The 20,224-nt window shown below is 42.7% G+C and carries 14 protein-coding genes; 8 read left to right on the forward strand and 6 right to left on the reverse strand.

What is annotated here, in order from left to right:
• The first annotated feature begins 164 nt into the window (after window positions 1-164).
• Together ahpF and RM556_RS03355 are read left to right on the forward strand one after the other, a co-directional pair.
• Entirely contained in the window at window positions 165-1,754 is a 1,590-nt protein-coding gene (gene ahpF, locus RM556_RS03350; protein ID WP_311361837.1) for an alkyl hydroperoxide reductase subunit F, read from the forward strand.
• 258 nt (window positions 1,755-2,012) lie between these two features.
• Window positions 2,013-3,929 carry an alpha-amylase family glycosyl hydrolase gene (locus RM556_RS03355; RefSeq protein WP_311373843.1) on the forward strand — a complete coding sequence of 639 codons (1,917 nt, stop codon included), beginning with the start codon at window positions 2,013-2,015 and terminating at the stop codon, window positions 3,927-3,929.
• Between the two features lie 30 nt (window positions 3,930-3,959).
• Here RM556_RS03355 and RM556_RS03360 read toward each other — a convergent pair whose 3' ends face one another.
• The 3 genes from RM556_RS03360 to rpmE all read right to left on the reverse strand — a co-directional run bounded on the left by RM556_RS03360 (window position 3,960) and on the right by rpmE (window position 7,023).
• Window positions 3,960-5,036: a LacI family DNA-binding transcriptional regulator gene (locus tag RM556_RS03360; RefSeq protein WP_311361839.1), complete on the reverse strand. Its 1,077-nt coding sequence runs from the start codon at window positions 5,034-5,036 to the stop codon at window positions 3,960-3,962.
• A 153-nt stretch (window positions 5,037-5,189) separates the two neighbouring features.
• Window positions 5,190-6,440, reverse strand: coding sequence for a malic enzyme-like NAD(P)-binding protein (locus RM556_RS03365; RefSeq protein ID WP_311361840.1), 1,251 nt, complete (start codon window positions 6,438-6,440; stop codon window positions 5,190-5,192).
• Between the two features lie 370 nt (window positions 6,441-6,810).
• On the reverse strand, window positions 6,811-7,023 hold the full coding sequence (gene rpmE, locus RM556_RS03370) for a 50S ribosomal protein L31 (RefSeq protein ID WP_311361841.1): 213 nt from the start codon (window positions 7,021-7,023) through the stop codon (window positions 6,811-6,813).
• Window positions 7,024-7,354: 331 nt separating this feature from the next.
• On the opposite strand from rpmE, the gene priA reads away from it, so the two are divergent.
• From priA to hslU, 4 genes are all read left to right on the forward strand, one after another.
• The gene (gene priA, locus RM556_RS03375; protein WP_311373844.1) at window positions 7,355-9,562 is read left to right on the forward strand and encodes a primosomal protein N'; all 2,208 of its coding nucleotides are present in this window, start codon (window positions 7,355-7,357) and stop codon (window positions 9,560-9,562) included.
• Window positions 9,563-9,600: 38 nt separating this feature from the next.
• Window positions 9,601-10,308 carry an SPOR domain-containing protein gene (locus tag RM556_RS03380; RefSeq protein ID WP_311361843.1) on the forward strand — a complete coding sequence of 236 codons (708 nt, stop codon included), beginning with the start codon at window positions 9,601-9,603 and terminating at the stop codon, window positions 10,306-10,308.
• Between the two features lie 74 nt (window positions 10,309-10,382).
• Window positions 10,383-10,907 (forward strand): ATP-dependent protease subunit HslV, encoded by a 525-nt coding sequence (hslV, locus tag RM556_RS03385; RefSeq protein ID WP_311361844.1) that lies wholly within the window; start codon window positions 10,383-10,385, stop codon window positions 10,905-10,907.
• A 71-nt stretch (window positions 10,908-10,978) separates the two neighbouring features.
• The gene (hslU, locus tag RM556_RS03390) at window positions 10,979-12,307 is read left to right on the forward strand and encodes an ATP-dependent protease ATPase subunit HslU (protein WP_311373845.1); all 1,329 of its coding nucleotides are present in this window, start codon (window positions 10,979-10,981) and stop codon (window positions 12,305-12,307) included.
• Window positions 12,308-12,549: 242 nt separating this feature from the next.
• Here the strand turns inward: hslU and RM556_RS03395 are convergent, their stop codons facing one another.
• Window positions 12,550-13,506, reverse strand: a complete 957-nt coding sequence (locus RM556_RS03395) for a hypothetical protein (RefSeq protein WP_311373846.1) — start codon at window positions 13,504-13,506, stop codon at window positions 12,550-12,552.
• Window positions 13,507-13,571: 65 nt separating this feature from the next.
• On the reverse strand, window positions 13,572-13,787 hold the full coding sequence (locus RM556_RS03400; RefSeq protein ID WP_311361847.1) for a hypothetical protein: 216 nt from the start codon (window positions 13,785-13,787) through the stop codon (window positions 13,572-13,574).
• A 441-nt stretch (window positions 13,788-14,228) separates the two neighbouring features.
• Between RM556_RS03400 and RM556_RS03405 the strand changes: the two genes are divergently transcribed.
• Together RM556_RS03405 and RM556_RS03410 are read left to right on the forward strand one after the other, a co-directional pair.
• Window positions 14,229-15,914, forward strand: a complete 1,686-nt coding sequence (locus RM556_RS03405) for an autotransporter assembly complex family protein (RefSeq protein WP_311361848.1) — start codon at window positions 14,229-14,231, stop codon at window positions 15,912-15,914.
• Between the two features lies 1 nt (window position 15,915).
• Window positions 15,916-19,941, forward strand: a complete 4,026-nt coding sequence (locus tag RM556_RS03410; RefSeq protein ID WP_311373847.1) for a translocation/assembly module TamB domain-containing protein — start codon at window positions 15,916-15,918, stop codon at window positions 19,939-19,941.
• Between the two features lie 59 nt (window positions 19,942-20,000).
• On the opposite strand, the gene RM556_RS03415 is transcribed toward RM556_RS03410, so the two are convergent.
• Window positions 20,001-20,222 carry a LuxR C-terminal-related transcriptional regulator gene (locus RM556_RS03415; RefSeq protein WP_311361850.1) on the reverse strand — a complete coding sequence of 74 codons (222 nt, stop codon included), beginning with the start codon at window positions 20,220-20,222 and terminating at the stop codon, window positions 20,001-20,003.
• Between the last annotated feature and the right edge of the window lie 2 nt (window positions 20,223-20,224).

The following is a 20,224-nucleotide window of genomic DNA, read 5'->3' on the forward strand; positions in this document are numbered from 1 at the left end:
AAAACTATCACAGACATTCTAGGCTTGAAAAATGGCCGGGATAGTCATGACTAAAATTACTAGAATACAGAGTGAAACTCTTTATCTAAAACTGAATAAATGACCCTGAGTACATAGGCCAACATAGCAAGAAATGTACAGCGGGAGAAAAGAGGAAATAAGAGATGTTAACTAAAGATATATTGAATGCCCTAGCGCAATACACGAAAGATATGCAACACAAGGTGACACTCGTTCTGCAAACGGGTGAGCACAGCAAACGTAGCGAACTGAAAGATATGTTAAGCCAATTCGCATCGATTTCAGACAAAATAACACTAGAAGAGAGAGATGACAGTGAGCGTTTTCGCAGCCCAGTGACTTTCGGACTCGACGTAGATGGGAAACCAACTGGTATCGTCTTCTCTGGTGTGCCTGGTGGTCATGAGTTTAACTCTTTTGTCCTTGCTGTACTGCAGTCTGGTGGCGTTAAATTGAAGTTGGATGAGAGCATCCAAAAGATGATCAAAAAAGTCGTCAATCCACTTAAGTTCCAAGTTTTTGTGAGCTTAAGTTGTCACGCATGCCCAGATGTTGTCCAAGCGATGAATCAATTTGCCCTATTGAATGACAATATCGAAGCCGAAATGATTGATGGCAGCGTTTACCCTGACCTTATTGAAGAGAAAGGTATTCAGGGTGTGCCGACGGTTTATATGAATGGCGAAGTGTTTGCTACCGGACAAATCGATACGGCAAAATTGATCGACAAGTTAGGTGAGACGCAAGCTGAGATGTTCCAAGCGAGTAACGATGTAGAGCAACTGCCTTTACAAGATGTCACGGTTATTGGTGGTGGTCCAGCTGGCGTGGCAGCAGCAATATACTCTGCTCGAAAAGGCTTAAATGTCACGATTGTTGCGGACCGTTTTGGTGGACAAGTAAAAGACACGATGGGTATTGAAAACCTTATTTCAGTGCCTAAAACCACTGGGCCTGAATTAACTAACTCACTTATGGATCACCTTAATGACTATGAAGTGAATGTACGTGAGCATTTGCGAGTAGACAGTATAGAAAAAGGTGATATTAAGAAGCTAACACTCACCTCTGGTGAAGTGGTTGAGACGAAGACTATCATCATAGCAACAGGTGCAAACTGGAGAGAGCTAGGCGTGCCTGGAGAGAAGGAAAATATTGGTAACGGCGTTGCTTACTGCCCACATTGTGATGGTCCTTTCTACAAAGGAAAAGACGTTGCAGTCATCGGTGGTGGTAACTCTGGTGTCGAAGCAGCCCTAGATTTGGCAGGTATTGTAAAATCGGTCACTGTTTTTGAGTTTCTACCAGAGTTGAAAGCAGACCAAGTACTGATTGATCAAATTAATGCTCGTGACAATATTTCGGTCATTAAAAACGCTCAGACTAAAGAGATATTAGCGGCTGATGGTAAAGTGAATGCCATTGAATATATCGATAGGGACACCAGTGAAGTGCATCAAAAAGAGTTACAAGGTGTCTTCGTTCAGATTGGATTAGTGCCAAATAGTAGTATTCTTAAAGGCATCGTTGATTTAACCAAGTATGGTGAAGTAATTATCAATGAGAAAGGACAAACAAGCGAAGAAGGTATTTTTGCTTGTGGTGACGTAACGACCGTGCCATATAAACAAATAGTTATTGCGATGGGTGAAGGTGCAAAAGCTTCTCTAGCTGCTTATGACCATATTTTAATGAGTAAGCCAGCTGTTAAAGCTGATTCCGCTGCTGCGTAATTCTGTTAAATCTTGGATGAAAAAAAGGCGCTTCCGTCTGAAAGAAGCGCCTTTTTAAATGTGCCGCCACTAATGAGAATGGCGACAGGGACACACAACTTATCTCTTTAATTAAACGTCTTAAAGGATTAAGTTAACACTATCAGTTTCAAACTATCCTGTAAATGCGTTGTTAATGAATTTTCTTTTTATCATTGTTTAAACGCTGTTTGTTATGTATATTTATATTAACAAAGTAACTTAAACGTTTAAATTCATATGAAGTTCAGTAGCGAAGCTGAGAAAACCTTAGCAAGATTAATACATGACTTGGATTTGAGCTGTTTTTCGGCAGCCCAAAAGACAGTCTTTGAGCACCGTTTGCAGCAAGAGTTTCCCCTGTTGTTCAGCATGCTACTGGACGTATATGGAGATCAGTATGATTTCTATTATCACCTCCAGCAACTTATGGTCAGCCTGAGAGATGCTTTTGACGCGAGAAAGCCTGCGCTTAAGAAAAAAGATGAGACAAGCTTGAATGATGGGCCTTGGTTCAAAGACCACAAGAGCCTTGGTATTGCTTGTTATGTTGACTTATTCGCAGGTGACCTCGCCAAACTAAAAAATCGTATTCCTTATCTTGTGGATTTAGGTGTGACTTATATTCACCTCATGCCTTTATACAAATCGCCTGAGGGCGACAGCGACGGCGGCTATGCCGTATCTGACTATCGTCAAGTTGACCCGAAGTTAGGGACTATCGAAGAACTGGCTGCTTTGGCTGATGCATTTGCACAGGCGGGTATCCATTTGGTCTTAGACTTTGTATTCAACCACAGCTCTGATGAACACCAATGGGCAGAAAAAGCCAAGCAGGGTGATCCTGAATTTCAAGATTATTACTGGATGTTTGAGTCGAAAGACTTGCCGAATCAGTATGAAACACACTTGCGAGAAATCTTTCCGCAAGTGCGCAAAGGTAACTTCACCTGGTGCGACACTTCGAAGCGTTGGGTGTGGACAACGTTTAATAGTTTCCAATGGGATTTAAACTATTCTAACCCGGCTGTTTTTAATGCCATCACCCAAGAAATGCTATTTCTAGCAAATATCGGCTGCGATGCATTACGGTTAGATGCGTTGGCATTTATATGGAAAGAGTTAGGTACTAACTGTGAAAACCAGCCAAAAGCGCACCGCTTAATTAGCGCCTTCAATGCGTGCTTAAAAATTGTTTCGCCCAGTGTTGTGTTTAAATCTGAAGCCATTGTTCATCCTGATGAAGTACTCAAATATATTGGGAAAGACGAGTGCGAACTGTCTTATAACCCACTGTTAATGGCGCTTATTTGGAATAGCTTGGCTACTCGAAAGACGAAGCTACTGACACAGTCAATGCAACAAAGTTTTGCTATCAGCCCAGATTGTGCCTGGGTTAACTATATCCGATGTCACGATGATATAGGTTGGACCTTCGATGATGCTGTTGCCTATGATTTGGGTATCAATCCCCATGACCATCGCTATTTCTTGAATCAGTTTTTTACTGGTCGCTTCGAAGGTAGTTTTGCCAAAGGAGTCGCATTTGCTGAAAATAAGGAAACAGGAGATTGCAGAGTCTGTGGCTCTCTTGCGTCGTTAGCCGGTCTTGAAAGCGCCTTAGAGCAAAACGACCAAGCGCTGATCGATTTAGCTGTTGCCAGAATACTCATGGTGCATTCGATTATTCTGAGTATTGGTGGTATTCCCTTGCTCTATTCTGGTGATGAACTTGGTTTGTTGAATGACTACAGTTATCAAAGTGATATAAACAAACTTGCGGACGACCGCTGGGTGCATCGTATCGCTGTAAACGACAAGTCCATAAAAAGGGCGACGGCGAAAGGAAGTCCAGAATTTGCTATTTCTTCTGGTCTTAAAAAGCTCATTTCAATCCGAAAGTCAGAATCACTTCTTGGTGAAGGTAGCACAGAAATATTGCAGACTAATAATGAACATGTGTTTGCTTATTCACGGAAAACAAATACGGAAGAAATGATCGCTTTATGCAATTTCAGTGAGCACCAGCAGTTTGTAAAAGCTGAGCATGTCGGTATTGAGGGTAATCAGCGGCTAGACCTAATTAGCCAGCAAAACCTGGTATTAACCAATGGCCTGATTTCGCTGGCGCCATATCAAATACGCTGGCTGAAGTAAAAAGACAGAGCAGAGGTATTCGATACTCGTTTAGGGGCAACTGTTCCTAACGATAAGTCGAGTGCCCAGCATAATATGTTGAATGTTCTCTTTTTCATCATCGCCTTTGGCGATTGCCTCTAAAAGTAGATTCGCGGCTACTTTGCCTTTTTCAATACTCTGTTGGCAAATAGTAGTTAAGCTTGGCACGGCGCGACTTGCCTCTGGGATATCGTCAAACCCAGTCAACACGATATCTTCAGGAATGCGGATCCCCAGTTCTTGACAGACACGTGATGCTGCTAATGCGTTTATATCACTCATACACAATAGAATATCGGGTCTAGGCACTGTTGATAGTGATTCTCTGGCTGCAATCTCAGCATGTTCTTGATCGTTTTCGGGGATGTGCCAGATGCGATCAAATGAAATGCTCATGTTGTTATCTTTGGCGGCCATTAAATAGCCCTTTAAGCGGCGCTGAGAAATTTCTCGCGATTCACTATTGAAGTCACTCTCAATGAGTCTACAAATCCTTTTAGAATCTACCATTCGCAGGCCAAGGACAGAGATATTAGGGCTGTCGTTCCCTTTTTTCTTTACGTATTCCATCGCGTGATTAGCAACAGTGCGAGAACCAATTTCATTGTCGATGTTCACCGAATGAGTGCTATCAATCAGGCAGTCGACATGCACGACTGGCTTACCCAGACGAAGTATGGGATCTAAAGTGGAGTGTCGAATCGCACCATAAATAATAAAGCCATCAGGTAACGATTCAGCGGTACGTTGTTCGGCCGAATCTATGTTGCCGGATAACAGTAACATTTGTTTGTTTTTTTCGACCAAAAGTTCTGCTACGCCCTGTAAAAGCTGACTTGCGACAGGGTCTGAAAAGCTATAGCTAAGTGAGTCAACCAATACCACACCAATGACGCCAGACGCGCCAATACGCAAAGAGCGAGCAGCTAAATTTGGACCGCGGTAACCAAGCCTTTCGCATTCAGCGAGGATCTTTTCTCTTAACTTGCTGGATAGTTGATCAGGGCGGTTGAAGGCATTTGATACAGTGGCAATAGATACGCCAAGTATCTTCGCAACTTGAGTGAGGTTCAGCTTTTTGGCCATATTCTTCTTTTTATAAGTGCATTGTTAGCTAGTGCTTGCATCATAACTTAAAGAACTTAAAAAAGCGCTTAAATTTTTAGACCGTACAATAAGAAACTATAAAAAAGCCACTTCAGAAAAAGTGGCTTAGCAATGACAAATAGTAGGTGTTATCTAAAAGTTATCCAAATAATCGTTCGGAATACTTTCAATCTTCGCCACACCAGATTCAATTGCTGCCAACGCGACAGCCGTGGCGATGCGTTTACACAAGCGAGGATCCATTGGCTTTGGAATGATATAGTCTTTGCCAAATGATAGGGCTTTGCTGTTGCTCGCTTTTAATACTTGTTCAGGTACATCTTCTTTAGATACTTCTCGTAGTGCTTCAACTGCAGCCACTTTCATTTCATCATTAATCGAAGATGCTCTTACATCTAATGCACCACGAAATATGAATGGGAAACACAACACATTATTGACTTGGTTTGGATAGTCGGAGCGTCCTGTTGCCATAATAAGGTCGTCACGGACTGCATGAGCAAGTTCAGGCTTAATTTCAGGATCCGGGTTAGAGCAAGCAAATACGACAGGCTTAGGTGCCATTAGTTTAAGTGCTTCTGGCGGTAAAATATCTGGGCCGCTTAGTCCTAAGAATACGTCGGCGCCTTCCAGAACATCTTCCAAGCTACGTTTGTCGGTATTGTTTGCAAACAAGGCTTTGTGTGGAGTTAGCTCTTCACGACGGGTATGGATAACACCTTTACGGTCAAGCATATAGATTTTTTCACGCATGGCACCGCACTTAATAAGCAACTCCATACAAGCGACAGCAGCAGCACCAGCGCCCATACATACGAAAATGGCTTCTTCAATTTTCTTACCCTGTATTTCTAATGCGTTCAACATACCCGCCGCTGTTACGATAGCTGTACCGTGTTGATCATCATGAAAGATGGGTACTTTGCAGCGCTTTATGAGTTCTTGCTCAATCTCGAAACACTCGGGCGCTTTAATATCTTCTAAGTTAATACCACCAAAGGTGTCTGCAATATTCGCCACTGTATTGATGAACTCTTCCGTTGTTCGGTGTTTCACTTCAATATCAATCGAATCTAAACCAGCAAAATGTTTGAATAAAAGCGCTTTGCCTTCCATCACTGGTTTTGATGCTAATGGGCCTAAATTACCTAGTCCTAAAATAGCGGTACCATTCGAAATGACGGCCACTAAATTTCCTTTGGCTGTGTAGCGATATGCAGCATTCGGATCTGCAGCAATCTCTCTCACCGGTTCAGCCACGCCTGGACTATATGCTAGCGCCAGATCTGTAACGGTGTCAGCAGGTGTCGTAAGCTCAACACTAATTTTGCCGGGCTTTGGGAATTCGTGATAATCGAGTGCTTGTTGGCGAAAATCTGGCATGAGATGCAGGGTCCTTTCAATAGTGTCAGTGATACATTATTTGGTAAGTTTTCATATTGACTTACCAACATTGAGCAAATGTAGCACAAATCAGCGCCGAATGAAGAATACAATCTATGAAAGATGGATGAATTTTATAACTGGTAAGACCATGATTTTACGCTGATATTTTGCTAAACGATGAGGATTATAATCGAATGCGTATAACGAACATTTATGAAGGTTAATGAGTTTATATGAATTTTTGTATGTTTATAAGTCGTTATAAATTTTCAACGCTGAAGACATCCGCGCTTTGTAAGTTTATTACGGGCGAAAAAAAGAGCACATAATGTGCTCTTTTCTCTTAAATCTGCTTTTCAGCAAACACTTACTTCTTGCTAAGTGCACCAAAACGCTTCTTAAAGCGGTCAACACGACCACCAGTATCAACATTACGTTGCTTACCAGTGTAGAAAGGGTGACAAGATGAACATACGTCCAAGTTGATGTCTTTCTTTAACGTTGAACGAACTGCAATAACGTTGCCGCATGAACACGTTGCTTTGATTTCGTCGTACTGCGGGTGAATACCTTCTTTCATTGGGATACCTTTTATTTTAGGCCGTCTCGCTATACAACCCGAAGTTGCACACCAAACGCATTTAATTAAATAGCAGATGATGTTATCAACTGCCGAAATTTGGACGCGCATAATAATGGACTTACCTCGCAATATCAAGCGGAAAGTGCATTTACTCGAAGCTTTCAAGCTAGGCTCGCATCAAGACAGTAGACCTGTACTTTTGTTGTGTTCTTTCATTCTGAGGTAATCATTGCTATTCGCTCTTGCAAGACCTTGATAGTATGTAGGTTTGACAAATGAGCATCACTGTCAGCGAATCGCTGTTGACTAATCGAAATAAGGAGCAAGCTTGCAAGTCGTTCAAGTCGCCATTCCAGTTCCCATGTACCAAGTATTTGATTACCGTATCGAAAGCGAAGATGTGGGGGACATTATTGCGTGTCGAGTACTGGTTCCTTTCGGACCCCGAAAAGTGGTTGGTATTGTAATGGGGCACGCCGAACACGCGATTGTTGAAGAGAAGAAGCTCAAGTCGGTTATTGAAGTACTCGATAGCACGCCAGTTTGCTCTGCTAGCATGCGAGAGCTTGGAGAGTGGATGAGTCGATATTATCACTATCCAATTGGTGAGGTGTTACACACCTTATTACCCGCGGCACTAAGAAAACAAGCGAGTGGCAAAACGAAAGCTTCAGTTCAAACCGAGACCATGCTTTATTTGAGCGATGAAGCAAAAAATATTGATGACGTAGACCCTCGTTTATCGCGATCACAAAAACAACGAGCCCTCTTTCATTTTATTCTTGCGAGTGCAGAGCAAAAAGCACCTCTAAGCAAGGTGAAGGATGAGTTTAGTGCTTCTGTTGTCAAAGCGATGATTGAAAAAGACTTGTTAATTAAACGAGAAGAAGAGCTACAAGTCGGAGACTGGAAACAGTCAATACAAATAGCTGAGAAACCTTTAGCTAATGTTGACCAATCTATTGCTATATCAAGTGTAAACGTGAGCAATGGTTTTGATACTTTCTTAATTGAAGGTGTGACTGGAAGTGGCAAGACAGAGGTTTATTTGCAAATCATCGAGCCACTGTTGTTAGAAGGTAAACAAATTTTAATTTTGGTGCCGGAAATTGGCTTAACCCCGCAAACGGTTCAGCGCTTCGAAGATCGCTTTGGCATCCCAGTGGGCATGCTACATTCGAACTTGAATGATACTGAAAGGCTGACAGTTTGGCAGCAAGCTAGAGATGGCAATATTGGTATCGTTATCGGTACACGGTCTTCTATTTTCACTGAGTTGAAGAACCCAGGCATGATCATCGTCGATGAAGAGCACGATGAATCATTTAAGCAACAAGACAATCTGAAATATCATGCACGAGATATTGCTGTTTATCGCGCCAAACAGCTAAATATTCCCCTCGTCCTTGGCAGTGCAACTCCTTCACTCGAAAGTTTGCACAATGCGATTGAAAAGAAATACAAACATTTAGTTTTGCCTAACAGAGCCGGCAGTGCATCGATGCCAAGTCAGCGTTTAATGAATATCAAAGGCCAGCAGATGCAGTTTGGTATTGCGCAGGGCATGTTGGATAAAATGCGTGAACAATTGCAAGCAGGCAACCAAGTGATGGTGTTTGTTAATCGTAGGGGCTATGCGCCAGCCTTATTGTGCCACCAATGCGGACACGTAGAGTCTTGTCAGCGCTGCGATAACCCTATGACTGTGCATAAAAGCGTGAATAATTTGCAGTGCCATCGTTGTGCCGACACCCGATATTTGCCTAAACGCTGCCCGGAATGTGGTAGCGATGACTTGGATACTTTTGGGGTGGGCACTGAACAAATGCAAGCGGGTTTGGAGGAAATATTTGCAGAATACGATACTGTGCGAATCGATAGTGATACCGTAAGAGGAAAGGGTAAGTTAAACCGCCTTTTGCAGGACATCAATCAGAAGAAATACCAAGTGCTCGTAGGAACACAAATACTATCAAAAGGGCACCATTTTCCTGATGTTACGCTTGTACTTATCGTCGACGTGGATAGTGCTCTATTTAGTGCTGATTTCCGTGCACCCGAAAAACTCGCTCAATTAATCACGCAGCTGTCTGGACGAGCAGGAAGAAGCGGAAAAGCGGGTGAGATGTGGCTGCAAACTCATTGTCCAGAGCACCCATTACTACAAGACTTAATTAACAATGGCTATAGTGACTTTGCTCGGTACGCACTGCTAGAGCGGAAACATGCTGGATTGCCACCTTATGAACATCAAATATGTATTCGTAGCGAATCTCACAAAAAAGGGCTAGCAATGGATTTTCTTAAGATTTGTGCCGATACCTTTACGCAGTTTCAGCACGCCAAAGTCTTGGGGCCGTTTCCCGCTTTCATCGAGAAACGACAAGGTCGATTCCGGTTTGTGTTAATCGTGCAGTCACCTTCTCGAAACTACCTGCAAAAAATAACGGAACAAGCGAACTTTGGTTTACAAACCTTGGCGATATCCCGCCAAGTGCGGTGGAGTATTGATGTATCTCCCATTGATTTTAGTTAGACGCTGATTAGAACGAAGCTTGCACAAAGAACCACCGAATGAATAAAATTTGCGAAATTAACGCGTTTTTCAGCGCAGAATTTTGTATAGTCTGCAATCCGACCAAAGCAATAAAGCGATATAATAAAAACAATATGGCGCAAAAAGATTACGTGGCCAGAAGCCAGAAAAAAAGAAAGCCCCCTGTTCGCAAAAAAGCTAAGCACAATGTCGCTTGGTTTAAAGTCGTTCTTGCCATTGCCGTTGTTGCAGCCTTCGTTGCGGGCCTTTGGACTCTCAAAGATATGGATGTGGATGATAGCGAGGCTACAGACACAGTTGTTGAGTCGGCAGACGCAACGACCTCAGAAAAAGACACATCGCCTAACACTTACACTAATCCGAACACTGATTTGGATGAAAAAGAGATTTTGCCTGAAATGGGTGAAGAAGAGTGGGAGTTCATCGAAGGCTTGCCGGAGTATGCAGTTGAGGTGGAAGTGGGTGAGATGCCGGGAGCTGATAAGCGTTATTTTTTGCAGTGCGGTTCATTTAGAGAAAAGTCGCGGGCTGAAGAATTGAAGGCTAAAATTGCGTTCCAAGGCTATGAGTCACAAGTTCGTCGCACTGTGGGAGAAAATGGGGTTTGGTATAAAGTGGTAATAAGTCCTCTAGAATCGAAAAGGATGGCGAATAGTATTAGCAACAAGTTGAAAAAAAGAGCTGGTGTTCGTAATTGTCAATATAGGGAATTGAAGTCAGATTAACGCTTGAAAAAAAATGATACTCCCCCACATATACTCGACAAGCAAATGTCATCGGTATTTCAGTAGGAGTTTACATGACAACGATCGTTTCAATCCGTCGCAATAATCAAGTCGTCATCGCGGGCGACGGACAGGTATCACTCGGGAATACCGTTATGAAGGGGAATGCTCGCAAAGTGCGTCGTTTATATCACGACAAGGTCTTGGCAGGTTTTGCGGGTGGCACCGCAGATGCATTCACACTGTTTGAGCGTTTTGAATCTAAGCTCGAAATGCATCAAGGGCATCTAACCAAAGCGGCGGTGGAACTCGCCAAAGATTGGCGTACTGATCGCATGCTGAGAAAGCTTGAAGCATTGCTTGCTGTCGCTGATCATACTGCATCCTTGATCATTACCGGTAATGGCGATGTTATCCAACCAGAACAAGATTTGATTGCTATTGGCTCAGGTGGCCCATTCGCACAAGCCGCTGCAACAGCACTGCTCGGCAACACCGAGCTTGGCGCACAAGAAATCGCAGAAAAAAGTTTAACGATTGCTGGCGATATTTGTGTGTATACCAATCAAAATCAGACTATCGAAACCCTCGATTACTAATTCATAAATTCAATCTTTCTGTGGCGCTCATGTAAGTTTGCCGTGAAGAAATAGAGCAAAGGTAAAAGATTATGTCAGAAATGACTCCTAGAGAAATTGTTCATGCACTAGACCGCCACATTATTGGCCAGTCTGATGCCAAAAAGGCGGTCTCTATCGCGCTAAGAAATCGCTGGAGAAGAATGCAATTAGAGCCTGAGTTACGTCAAGAGGTCACGCCTAAAAACATTCTAATGATAGGTCCAACAGGTGTGGGTAAAACAGAAATTGCCAGACGTTTAGCTAAGCTGGCAAATGCACCTTTCATCAAAGTGGAAGCCACTAAATTTACTGAAGTTGGCTATGTCGGAAAAGAAGTAGAAACTATCATTCGCGATCTTGCTGACATTGCCGTGAAGATGACAAAAGAACAAGCGTCGAAAAAAGTAAAGTATCGTGCTGAAGAAGCAGCAGAAGACCGTATTCTTGATATCTTGTTGCCGCCAGCACAAAGCGTCAGCGGCGAAAGGGAAGAGCCTCAAGATAAGGGCACTCGCCAAGTTTTTCGCAAAAAGCTGCGCGAAGGCCAATTGGATGATAAAGAAATTGAAGTTGATGTGAGTTTACCGCAGGTTGGTGTTGAGATTATGGCTCCTCCTGGCATGGAAGAAATGACAAACCAACTTCAAGGGATGTTTCAAAATCTGTCTGGCGACCAAAAGAAAAAGAAAAAGTTAAAAATTAAAGAAGCGTTCAAATTGTTGGTGGAAGAAGAGTCAGCAAAACTTGTTAACCAAGAAGATTTAAAAGAAACGGCTATTGAGTCTTTGGAACAAAATGGCATTGTTTTTATAGATGAAATTGACAAGATTTGTAAGCGCGAAGGTAATCAATCAGGTGATGTATCTCGTGAGGGCGTGCAACGCGATCTGTTACCTCTAGTTGAGGGGTCTACGGTGTCTACAAAGCATGGCATGGTAAAAACCGACCATATTTTATTTATTGCTTCTGGTGCATTCCAAATGGCGAAACCTTCAGACCTTATTCCAGAGTTACAAGGTCGCTTGCCAATACGTGTTGAGCTTTCTGCATTAAGAGTCGAAGACTTTGTGCGTATTTTGACTGAGCCAAATGCGTCATTGACTCAGCAATATAAAGCACTGCTTAAAACTGAAGGAGTAGACGTGGAATTTGCTGAGTCAGGCATTCAACGTATCGCTGAAGTTGCTTGGCAAGTGAATGAAAAGACTGAAAACATTGGTGCACGACGCTTGTACACGGTGCTAGAAAGACTAATGGAAGAGATTTCATTTGAGGCTAGCGACAAAGCTGGCGAATCTTTACTGGTAGACAAAGAATATGTGAATCAGCATTTAGAAACTTTGGCAGATAATGAAGACTTAAGCCGATTTATATTGTAGTATACGAAACATAACGTAAGTCTTCGGTTTTATACCTTAATATTGAATTAGGCAAGTCCTTGTTCTAAATAAGATTATAAACCGCTCAAGGTCTAGTCAACCTTGAGGAGCAAGTCGCGTTTAAATATTTGATGCAAGCCCCAATTACTCCGGTTTTTGGGGTTTTGTGTTTCTAGAGTATAATAAACGTCCATTTGGCGACACTTTATAGACTTATCCCTCGAAAATGCATCATGCTATGTTTAGTGTCTGCTTAACAGTAGTTTCATTAGCGCCTTGGTGATTGGATAGGAAGTGAGTCTTTCAAACCCGATGAACATGGGCGCCGGGTTGGCTTCTAAAAACACCAGTTCACCGTTCTTCCGTCGTATCCAATCTATTGCTGTCCATTGCATATCAAAGCTTATTCGTATCTTTTGTGCAAGTGACTTTTCCTGCTCGCTAAGCTGAATCCGATGGACTATTTGTTCTTCCGCGCTTTGCGAACGAAAATCTAAGAGTTTCGTTTCAATAAGGCCACTAAAGACCTCTTCACCAATGACGTAAGTGCGAATGTTTTGACCAAGCACTTTGTCTTGTAGCGTGAAAGGGAAGCCTTTTATCAAATCAACATTAGTGCAACTTTCCGTTATCAGGGTTTGTGGGTCGTGTTGAACGTCAAAAGCTTGAGTCATGTATCCCGCGTGAACAGGTTTCATAATGCCACTTTGGCTTGAAGCTGAACAAACAGACTCATGGGGTAAAACATTGCTTATTTGAGTTTTCGGTATTACTGCACCCAATGCTTTTGCTTTTTCCAATTGAATTGGCTTCGTTTTATGCAGTTGAAATGCTTGCCATGAGTTGCACCAATGGATTCGTGAGAAATTTAAGAGGGTTTGTAAACTGCAGTTCAATTCTTGCTGATATAGCCGTTCATTTAAGTCTACAACCTCTAAGTCACCAGGGGTCGAGGCATTTTCTTTGGGCAATTCGGGCACGTTTATTTGGCCCCAAAAGGCACTGCTAAATTTGCTTAAAGCGACGGTTCGAAAGCCATTATTGATGAAACCATCATTACGGTTTGGGCAGTACGAAAATGAGTAATCTTTAAATAGACGTTGCGAGTCGAGAATAAAATAATCCTGCTCGATTTTTGCCATTTCACTACTGAGGTGTCGTATGCTTTCATTGCCAGGAGTCCCTAAGAGTAAGATCATAGTTTATTCCATGAAGTGAAGGTGGCAGCTCAACCAGAAAGAACGGGAGCTGCCAAATACTAGGCTCAAAAGGTAGGTAATATTCCGCCATTTTCATTTTTGCCGAGTGTTATAAATGGCATTGGGATTTTTCCCTGTTCATTGATACCAATGGTATCTAGCCCGTCTTGAAAGGTCGAAACGGGGAAGCCTGTTGTATTGATGCCGGAACGAACATTCGCTCCTCCACTAACCTGTTTCAATTCTGACTTTTTAAGGATTTGCATAGTAGTTGATGTCATACTTATCTCCGATTTCATTTTTAAAAGTATTGCTGCGTAAGTTGTAAGTTGTTAGGTGATAAGTGAGCGCCAAAGGCCAGTCTTTAAGATAGCCTGAGTCGTCACCGTCCTTGGTTTTACATCCGTTTCCTTAACAGACGCGTTCATCTTATATTCATGGCTGCTGTGGTACTACTGTACCCTAGGATTGTTCTTTTATTTCCTGATGAATAACTGGCCTAAAGTCTTGCCCACGAAGCGAAATAAAAGGACAATACGTGATCTCGTAGTCGGGGCATATGCCAGTCTTTTAAATGCATTCGATGTGCTTGCGGAAAATATCTTTATAGGGAGTAGGTTATTTCATTTTCATTTAGTAATAGAGTCTTAGTTTTCCTCTTTTACTCATTTATCTTCAGCACCGTTGCGTTCTCTAGTCATGCAAAATGGAAAGTAGAGGGCTTGGATTCTGGTATCGCCGAAAATGTAAAACTTCATCTTAATAGCGTCACTTTTCCTGACAACGAGTATGAACTAGCGCAATTTGAAGAACGCGTGCGCGAGCTCACGACGACAGCGCTGAGGGCTTATTCCTACTACAAAGCCGATGTTCAGATAGAAAACTTGAACAAAGCCGCATTCGAAGATGAAGGCGTTTTGATTAAAGTGACCTTGGGCGAAAAGGTGAAGGTGTCGAGTGTGCAGTTAGATGTTGATCAAGCGAGTACTCAGACAGCCCACTTTCCAGAAGAACTAAAGCAAGTTTTACAGAACTTTCAAGCAATGCAGGGTTTGCCCCTAGATCAATCCAAGTATGACGGCCTGAAGTCTCGCTTACAGTCCTTTGCTTTAATTTTTGGTTATTTTGATTTCAAGCTGAATCAACATCAAATCAAGATTAATTTAGCTAAAAACCAAGCTGAAGTCAGATGGGACTTGCGTTTCGGTGAGCGGCACAAGTTTGGTAAGCTGGACTATTTAACTGAAGACAAAGGCAGCTCGCTCGTTGAAGCTGTTATGCCATACAAAAAGGGTGATTATTTTAATCAACAGTTGCTAGGTGAATTTACTCAATCGGTGAGACAAACTGGCTACTATGAAAGTGTGGTCATTAGAGCAAACCTCGATGCAATGACGCCACAACAGAAAGCAGAAAAAGTCGTCCCCATAGAGGCATTACTAAGAACCAAACCGAGAGACACCTATCAATTTGGTATTGGCGCTTCTACAGATTCAGGCCCCAGAATTACCATGAATTGGAAACGCCCTTGGGTAAATTTGAGAGGGCATAGCCTATCTTCAGAACTGTATTTCTCTGCACCGAAGAAAACCATTGCCTTGGGTTACACGATCCCAATGGCAAATCCATTGAACGACTTTTTTAAAGTTCAGGTGGGTGTTCAGCAGTTAAATGAAGAGCAAAGAGACAGTGAGAACTATACTTTAGCGGCGCAGCGACAGTTTGGTGCCAAGCAGGAAAATGATTGGGATAAAATTGTATTTTTGCGCTATGAGTATGAGCGCTTCGTCCAAGGGATAGATGAAGAGCAGTCAACGCAACTATTGTTGCCAGGTATCACATTGAACCGGGTTAGGAAGCGCGGAGAGTTATTTATCGATTGGGGGGACAGACAACAGTTCACCGTAGAGTCGGCCTCTGATCGAGTTATTTCTGATATTAATGTCCTTAGACTGACTGCGCGCACCAAGTGGATTCGAACTTACGGCAAACATCGCTTTATTTTGCGCGGTGATGTCGGTGCTATTGTGACCAACGACTTTGAACGAGTGCCGTCGAGTATGCGATTTTTTGCCGGTGGTGACCAAAGTATCCGCGGCTTTTCACTAAACAGCTTAAGTGAAAAAAGAATTGATGAAGCGACCGGCCTCCCGGAGTTGGTTGGTGCTAGGTTCTTGTCAGTCGCCAGCACTGAATACGCATACCAATTATATGATGACTGGCGAGCAGCCGTATTTGTTGATGCAGGCAGTGCTGATGATGATTTCGGTAAATCACCGGCCTATGGCGTAGGTGCAGGCGCACACTGGTTGTCCCCAATTGGTACTGTGCGTTTGTATGTCGCTCGTGGCTTTACAGACGAAGAAAACACATGGCGCTTACACCTCATTATTGGACCGGGGATTTAGCATGTTGAAATCAATTAAGCTAAATCAATGGTTGAAAGGTCTATCTTGGGCATTCCTAACCCTGGTGCTACTGCTGATATTAATCACAGCGTTGTTGCTGTCGCCTATGGGTATCAAATTTGGTGTGAATAAGCTCAATGAAATGGATGCGGGAATATCGATAGACTATGACTCAGGAAGCTTGTACTCATCTATCAAACTCAAGAATATCAGTGTTCGCCAGCCAGGCCTAGAACTCGATGCAGACAAGGCAGAGGTAGACCTCAGCCTAAGCTGCTTATGGAGCGCTGAAGTATGCATAAACAATATCGACTTAGGCAAAATCAAGTTAGCGCTCTCTGAAACTGAAGCCGCCCCTAAATCGGACACACCTATTTCCGAACTTATCACTTTGCCTGTGATGATTAGATTGCATGAATTATCACTTGATGAGCTGAATATTTTTCAGAATGAAACTTTGCTTTTGGACGCGAAAGATTTCGCACTTGCTCTGCAATTTGAGAAGGTACTAGAGATAAAAAAGCTGACCTTAGATGAGCTCAATTATTATATTCCACAGCAGTCTGAAGTGCCTGAACCAACAATAGCGCCAAGTGAGAGCGAGAGTAGAGAATGGTTGGCGAAGCTGGGCAATTTCAAATATGACCCCATCACGCTTCCACGGGTATTCGTGCCGATTCAAGCTAAGCTAGCTAATACCCGAATCAACAATATCTGCGTCCTTAAACATACGGAATTATTACCAAGCAATCTATATTGTTTGTCTTCGCTGAACATTGGCGCTCAAATAAAAAAACAAGAGCTAAGCAGCAAGCTCACTTTTTCTTCTTTTGAAGACAAACGGGACACACCTATTTTTGTGCCACTCGATGTAATGACTTCGGCCACCGTTAATTTTGCTGACAAGCTTCGCCATGATATTAAGCTCGAAATCAAACCGAACAGCAGCGCTAAAAGTATTGAAGGTAAACCGAAATCGGACACACCTAAAACTACTAGTGCGGATAGCTTCGTAATTGCGATATCTGGAGACCAATCTCAGACATTTCTCAATTTCAAGCATGCAGCGGCAAAACAAAACATTGTTGATGCCAGTTTGAATTTAGAGGTATCTCAGGCAGAACTGCCAGTAGATATTGAATTTGCATTCAATGGAATAAACGAAAGCGCAAAAGCTTCGTTAACCAATTTGTTGCCAGGGGTTTCTGAACAGCAATTAGAACCCTTAATAGGTGTGTCCAATTTGAGGGCGAGCGTAGTGGGGGATATCAACCAATACGCTGTTTCCGTCGAGGGCAAAGGCCAACAGGTCATGGGTGTTTCAAATGTCTATGTTGATGCCTTGATATCTCCGAAAACGAAAGAAAGTCTAGTAAATATCGAACAAGCACTTATTTCTGGAGACATAGGGAAGCTGAGTTATGCAGGAAAAGTGTTTGTAGAGACGAATGCGTCACTCAATGAGTTAACGCTAGAAGGCTTGTTAGGACTTGAAAAATTAGATCCTAGTTATCTATCAACGGATCTTATGGGCATGTTTAGTGGTGAGCTCCCTCACACTGTTACGCTCAATGAAGTCACCCAGTGGGCGAGTATTTCTGACGCCGCAATTGATGGCTCATGGCAAGAGCTACCTTTTAAGTCCGCTTTGAACCTGCGTTTGGATAAGAGTGGTAATATCTTTGTTGAAGAGTTTTTGTTGAATCAATCAGAAAACGTGATGAAAGCAAGCGGGCAGCTATATAGTCAAAAAGCTTTAGATGCTATTGAAAGTGTCTTAGAGCAGCAAAATTTTGCAGCTCAGCAAAGTACAACTGTATCAAAGCAAAACTCAAGTAAGCTCGACAGCAGTCTTCTGGTATTCGATTTTGATATTAATTCATTTGAAGATATTTACCCATCCCTAGAAGGCGCGCTTAGTTTGCAAGGCCAAATACAGGGCGCAATCGAAGCTCCAACAATTACCTTAACTGGTAAAGGGGAGTCGATAGTGCTTGGAGAGCATCAATTGGATTCATTGAATTTGCAAGCGAATGTCGATTTTGCGCAAAAACTCGCTTCTGAAATAAAACTGAATTTGTCGCAATTGTATTCATCAGGAGTCGCCATACCTCAATTGGAATTAAGCCTTCAGGGTGATGAAGTCAATCAGTCTTTGTCTTTGGATATTCCCGAAGGTGACTTCCAAACTCGACAAGTCTTAGAGGGAGAGTTACTTAGAGACGGCAATACAACTCGATGGAACGGTCAGTGGTTGGAAGGGCGAATTAATACAGCATTGGCTGAGTTGGAAATGCAATCTACACCACAGTTAACGGTTACATTACAGCCTTTTTCACTGCAGCTTCAAGCACATTGCTGGAGAGGCAGAGCGGATGAACTATGTGTAGACGATATCAAAGTTGATGAAAAGAATGCTGATGCCAAAGTGAGTTTGAATTATCAAATCATGAACTCAGGCATGGGAGCGCTCTTAACTGAAATAAACGTCGCTAAATCTGACCTAGAAGTGAACGTGGATGCCGCAGTTCTCTGGTCAAAAGACGATGGTGTTAATTTTACTCTCGACTTGAATGCTAGCGATAATATTTTGGTTGCTGGGCAACAAGCGCTCAGTATTGAAAAAATAAACGCAGTTGTTTCAGGCTCAAGCGAACAGATAAATACGACCCTCAGCTTATCTAGTGAAGCGGCGGGCGCAATTGACCTTGAAAGTCTGTTGCTCTTACAAAGCGAGAAAAGAACGCACAACGGCAAAATAGGTGTGTCCGATTTGGCGTTGTCACAGTTTGCGCCATTCACAAGCCATGTTCAGCGTTTAGAGGGCGTAATAAATGCAGACTTGGCATTTAGCGGAGCGCTAGAAAAGCCTTCGTTAGGCGGTGAACTTAAGATCAAGGATGCTGCTGTTGGATTAAGTGATTATCCCATTCGTCTCTCCGAGTACAACCAAGAGCTTGTATTTGACGGCTTCAGCGCGACATACGACGGACAGTTTAAGTTAGGGCAGGGCAGCGGTCGCATCCAAGGAGCAATCGACTTTGCCGATGGCATAAGCGCTAGCGCAAACATTTCAGGAGATAAACTCGATATAGAGTACGAGACTTATCGTTTTCATGTCTCACCTGATATGCAAATTAATATGACGCCTGAATTACTGTCAGTGACGGGCGGTGTAAATATTCCGTATGCACGTATTAAACTTAAGGATCTGCCACCCAACGCAAAGTCTCCAAATGCAGATATTCTTGTTGTAGATGAAAAACGGCCTAATCAAAATGCAGGTATCCCACTTGATATTGACTTAAACATAAAAGTGGATGAGCAAAAGAAAGGCGAAGTCCGTTTGGATGCACTTGACTTGAAAGCCGAACTAAGTGGTAATTTGAATGTGAAAATCGATTCTGAAAACACTCGCGTTAACGGGCTAGTCAGTATTTTAAAAGGTGACTATGCAGCCTATGGGCAAGTTCTGCAAATAAGAAAAGGGGATATTTCCTTCAGCGGTCAGCCAGACGTGCCAGCCTTCGATATAGAAGCTATTCGTAACCCACTGAATACCAGTGACGAGGTTATCGCTGGGATCAGAGTTAGTGGTAACGCGATCACGCCGAGAGTTGCCTTGTTTTCGGAACCATCAATGGAGCAAGCAGAACAGCTTTCTTATCTAATCAGTGGAACAGGTTTGAATTCAGATAGCACAGAAAAGTCCGATTCAGATACGATGTTGGTGAATGCACTCGTGAGTTTCGGTGTGGGTCAAAGTGAGAGCGGATTAGGCAGTTTAGGTCGTAAACTCGGAGTCAAAGATCTCAACTTACAAACGGCGGGTCAAGGTAACAAAACTCAAGTTCAACTCTCTGGGCAACTGGCTGAAGGTGTCAAAGTGACTTATGGTATCGGTGTATTCGATTCAGTAAGCGAGGTAAGCGTTCACTATCAGTTATTGCCTCAGTTATACCTAGAGGCGGTTAGCGGCTTAAATAGTACTCTGGACCTAATTTATGAAGTAAACAGCCGAGATTAAAAGAAAAGGTGAGGCGAACAATTAGACACTGAACGCCTTCACTTTTCTCAGCAAAACAATTATGAAGCTCTTGAATACATCGCTCGATAATATTGCGCAATTAATGTCGTTCGGTTTTGAATATTCAGTTTTCGGTAAATATTTGCACAGTGAAATTTAACAGTCCTTTCACTAATAAAAAGTGCATTTGCTATCACCTTATTTGACGATCCTTCAATAACTTTCATCACTATTTCCTTCTCTCTTTTCGATAGAGTTTGTATTAGCGTTATGATATCCATCA

This window comes from Alteromonas sp. W364, from assembly GCF_031846205.1.
GTDB classification, from domain to species: Bacteria; Pseudomonadota; Gammaproteobacteria; order Enterobacterales; family Alteromonadaceae; genus Glaciecola; species Glaciecola blandensis.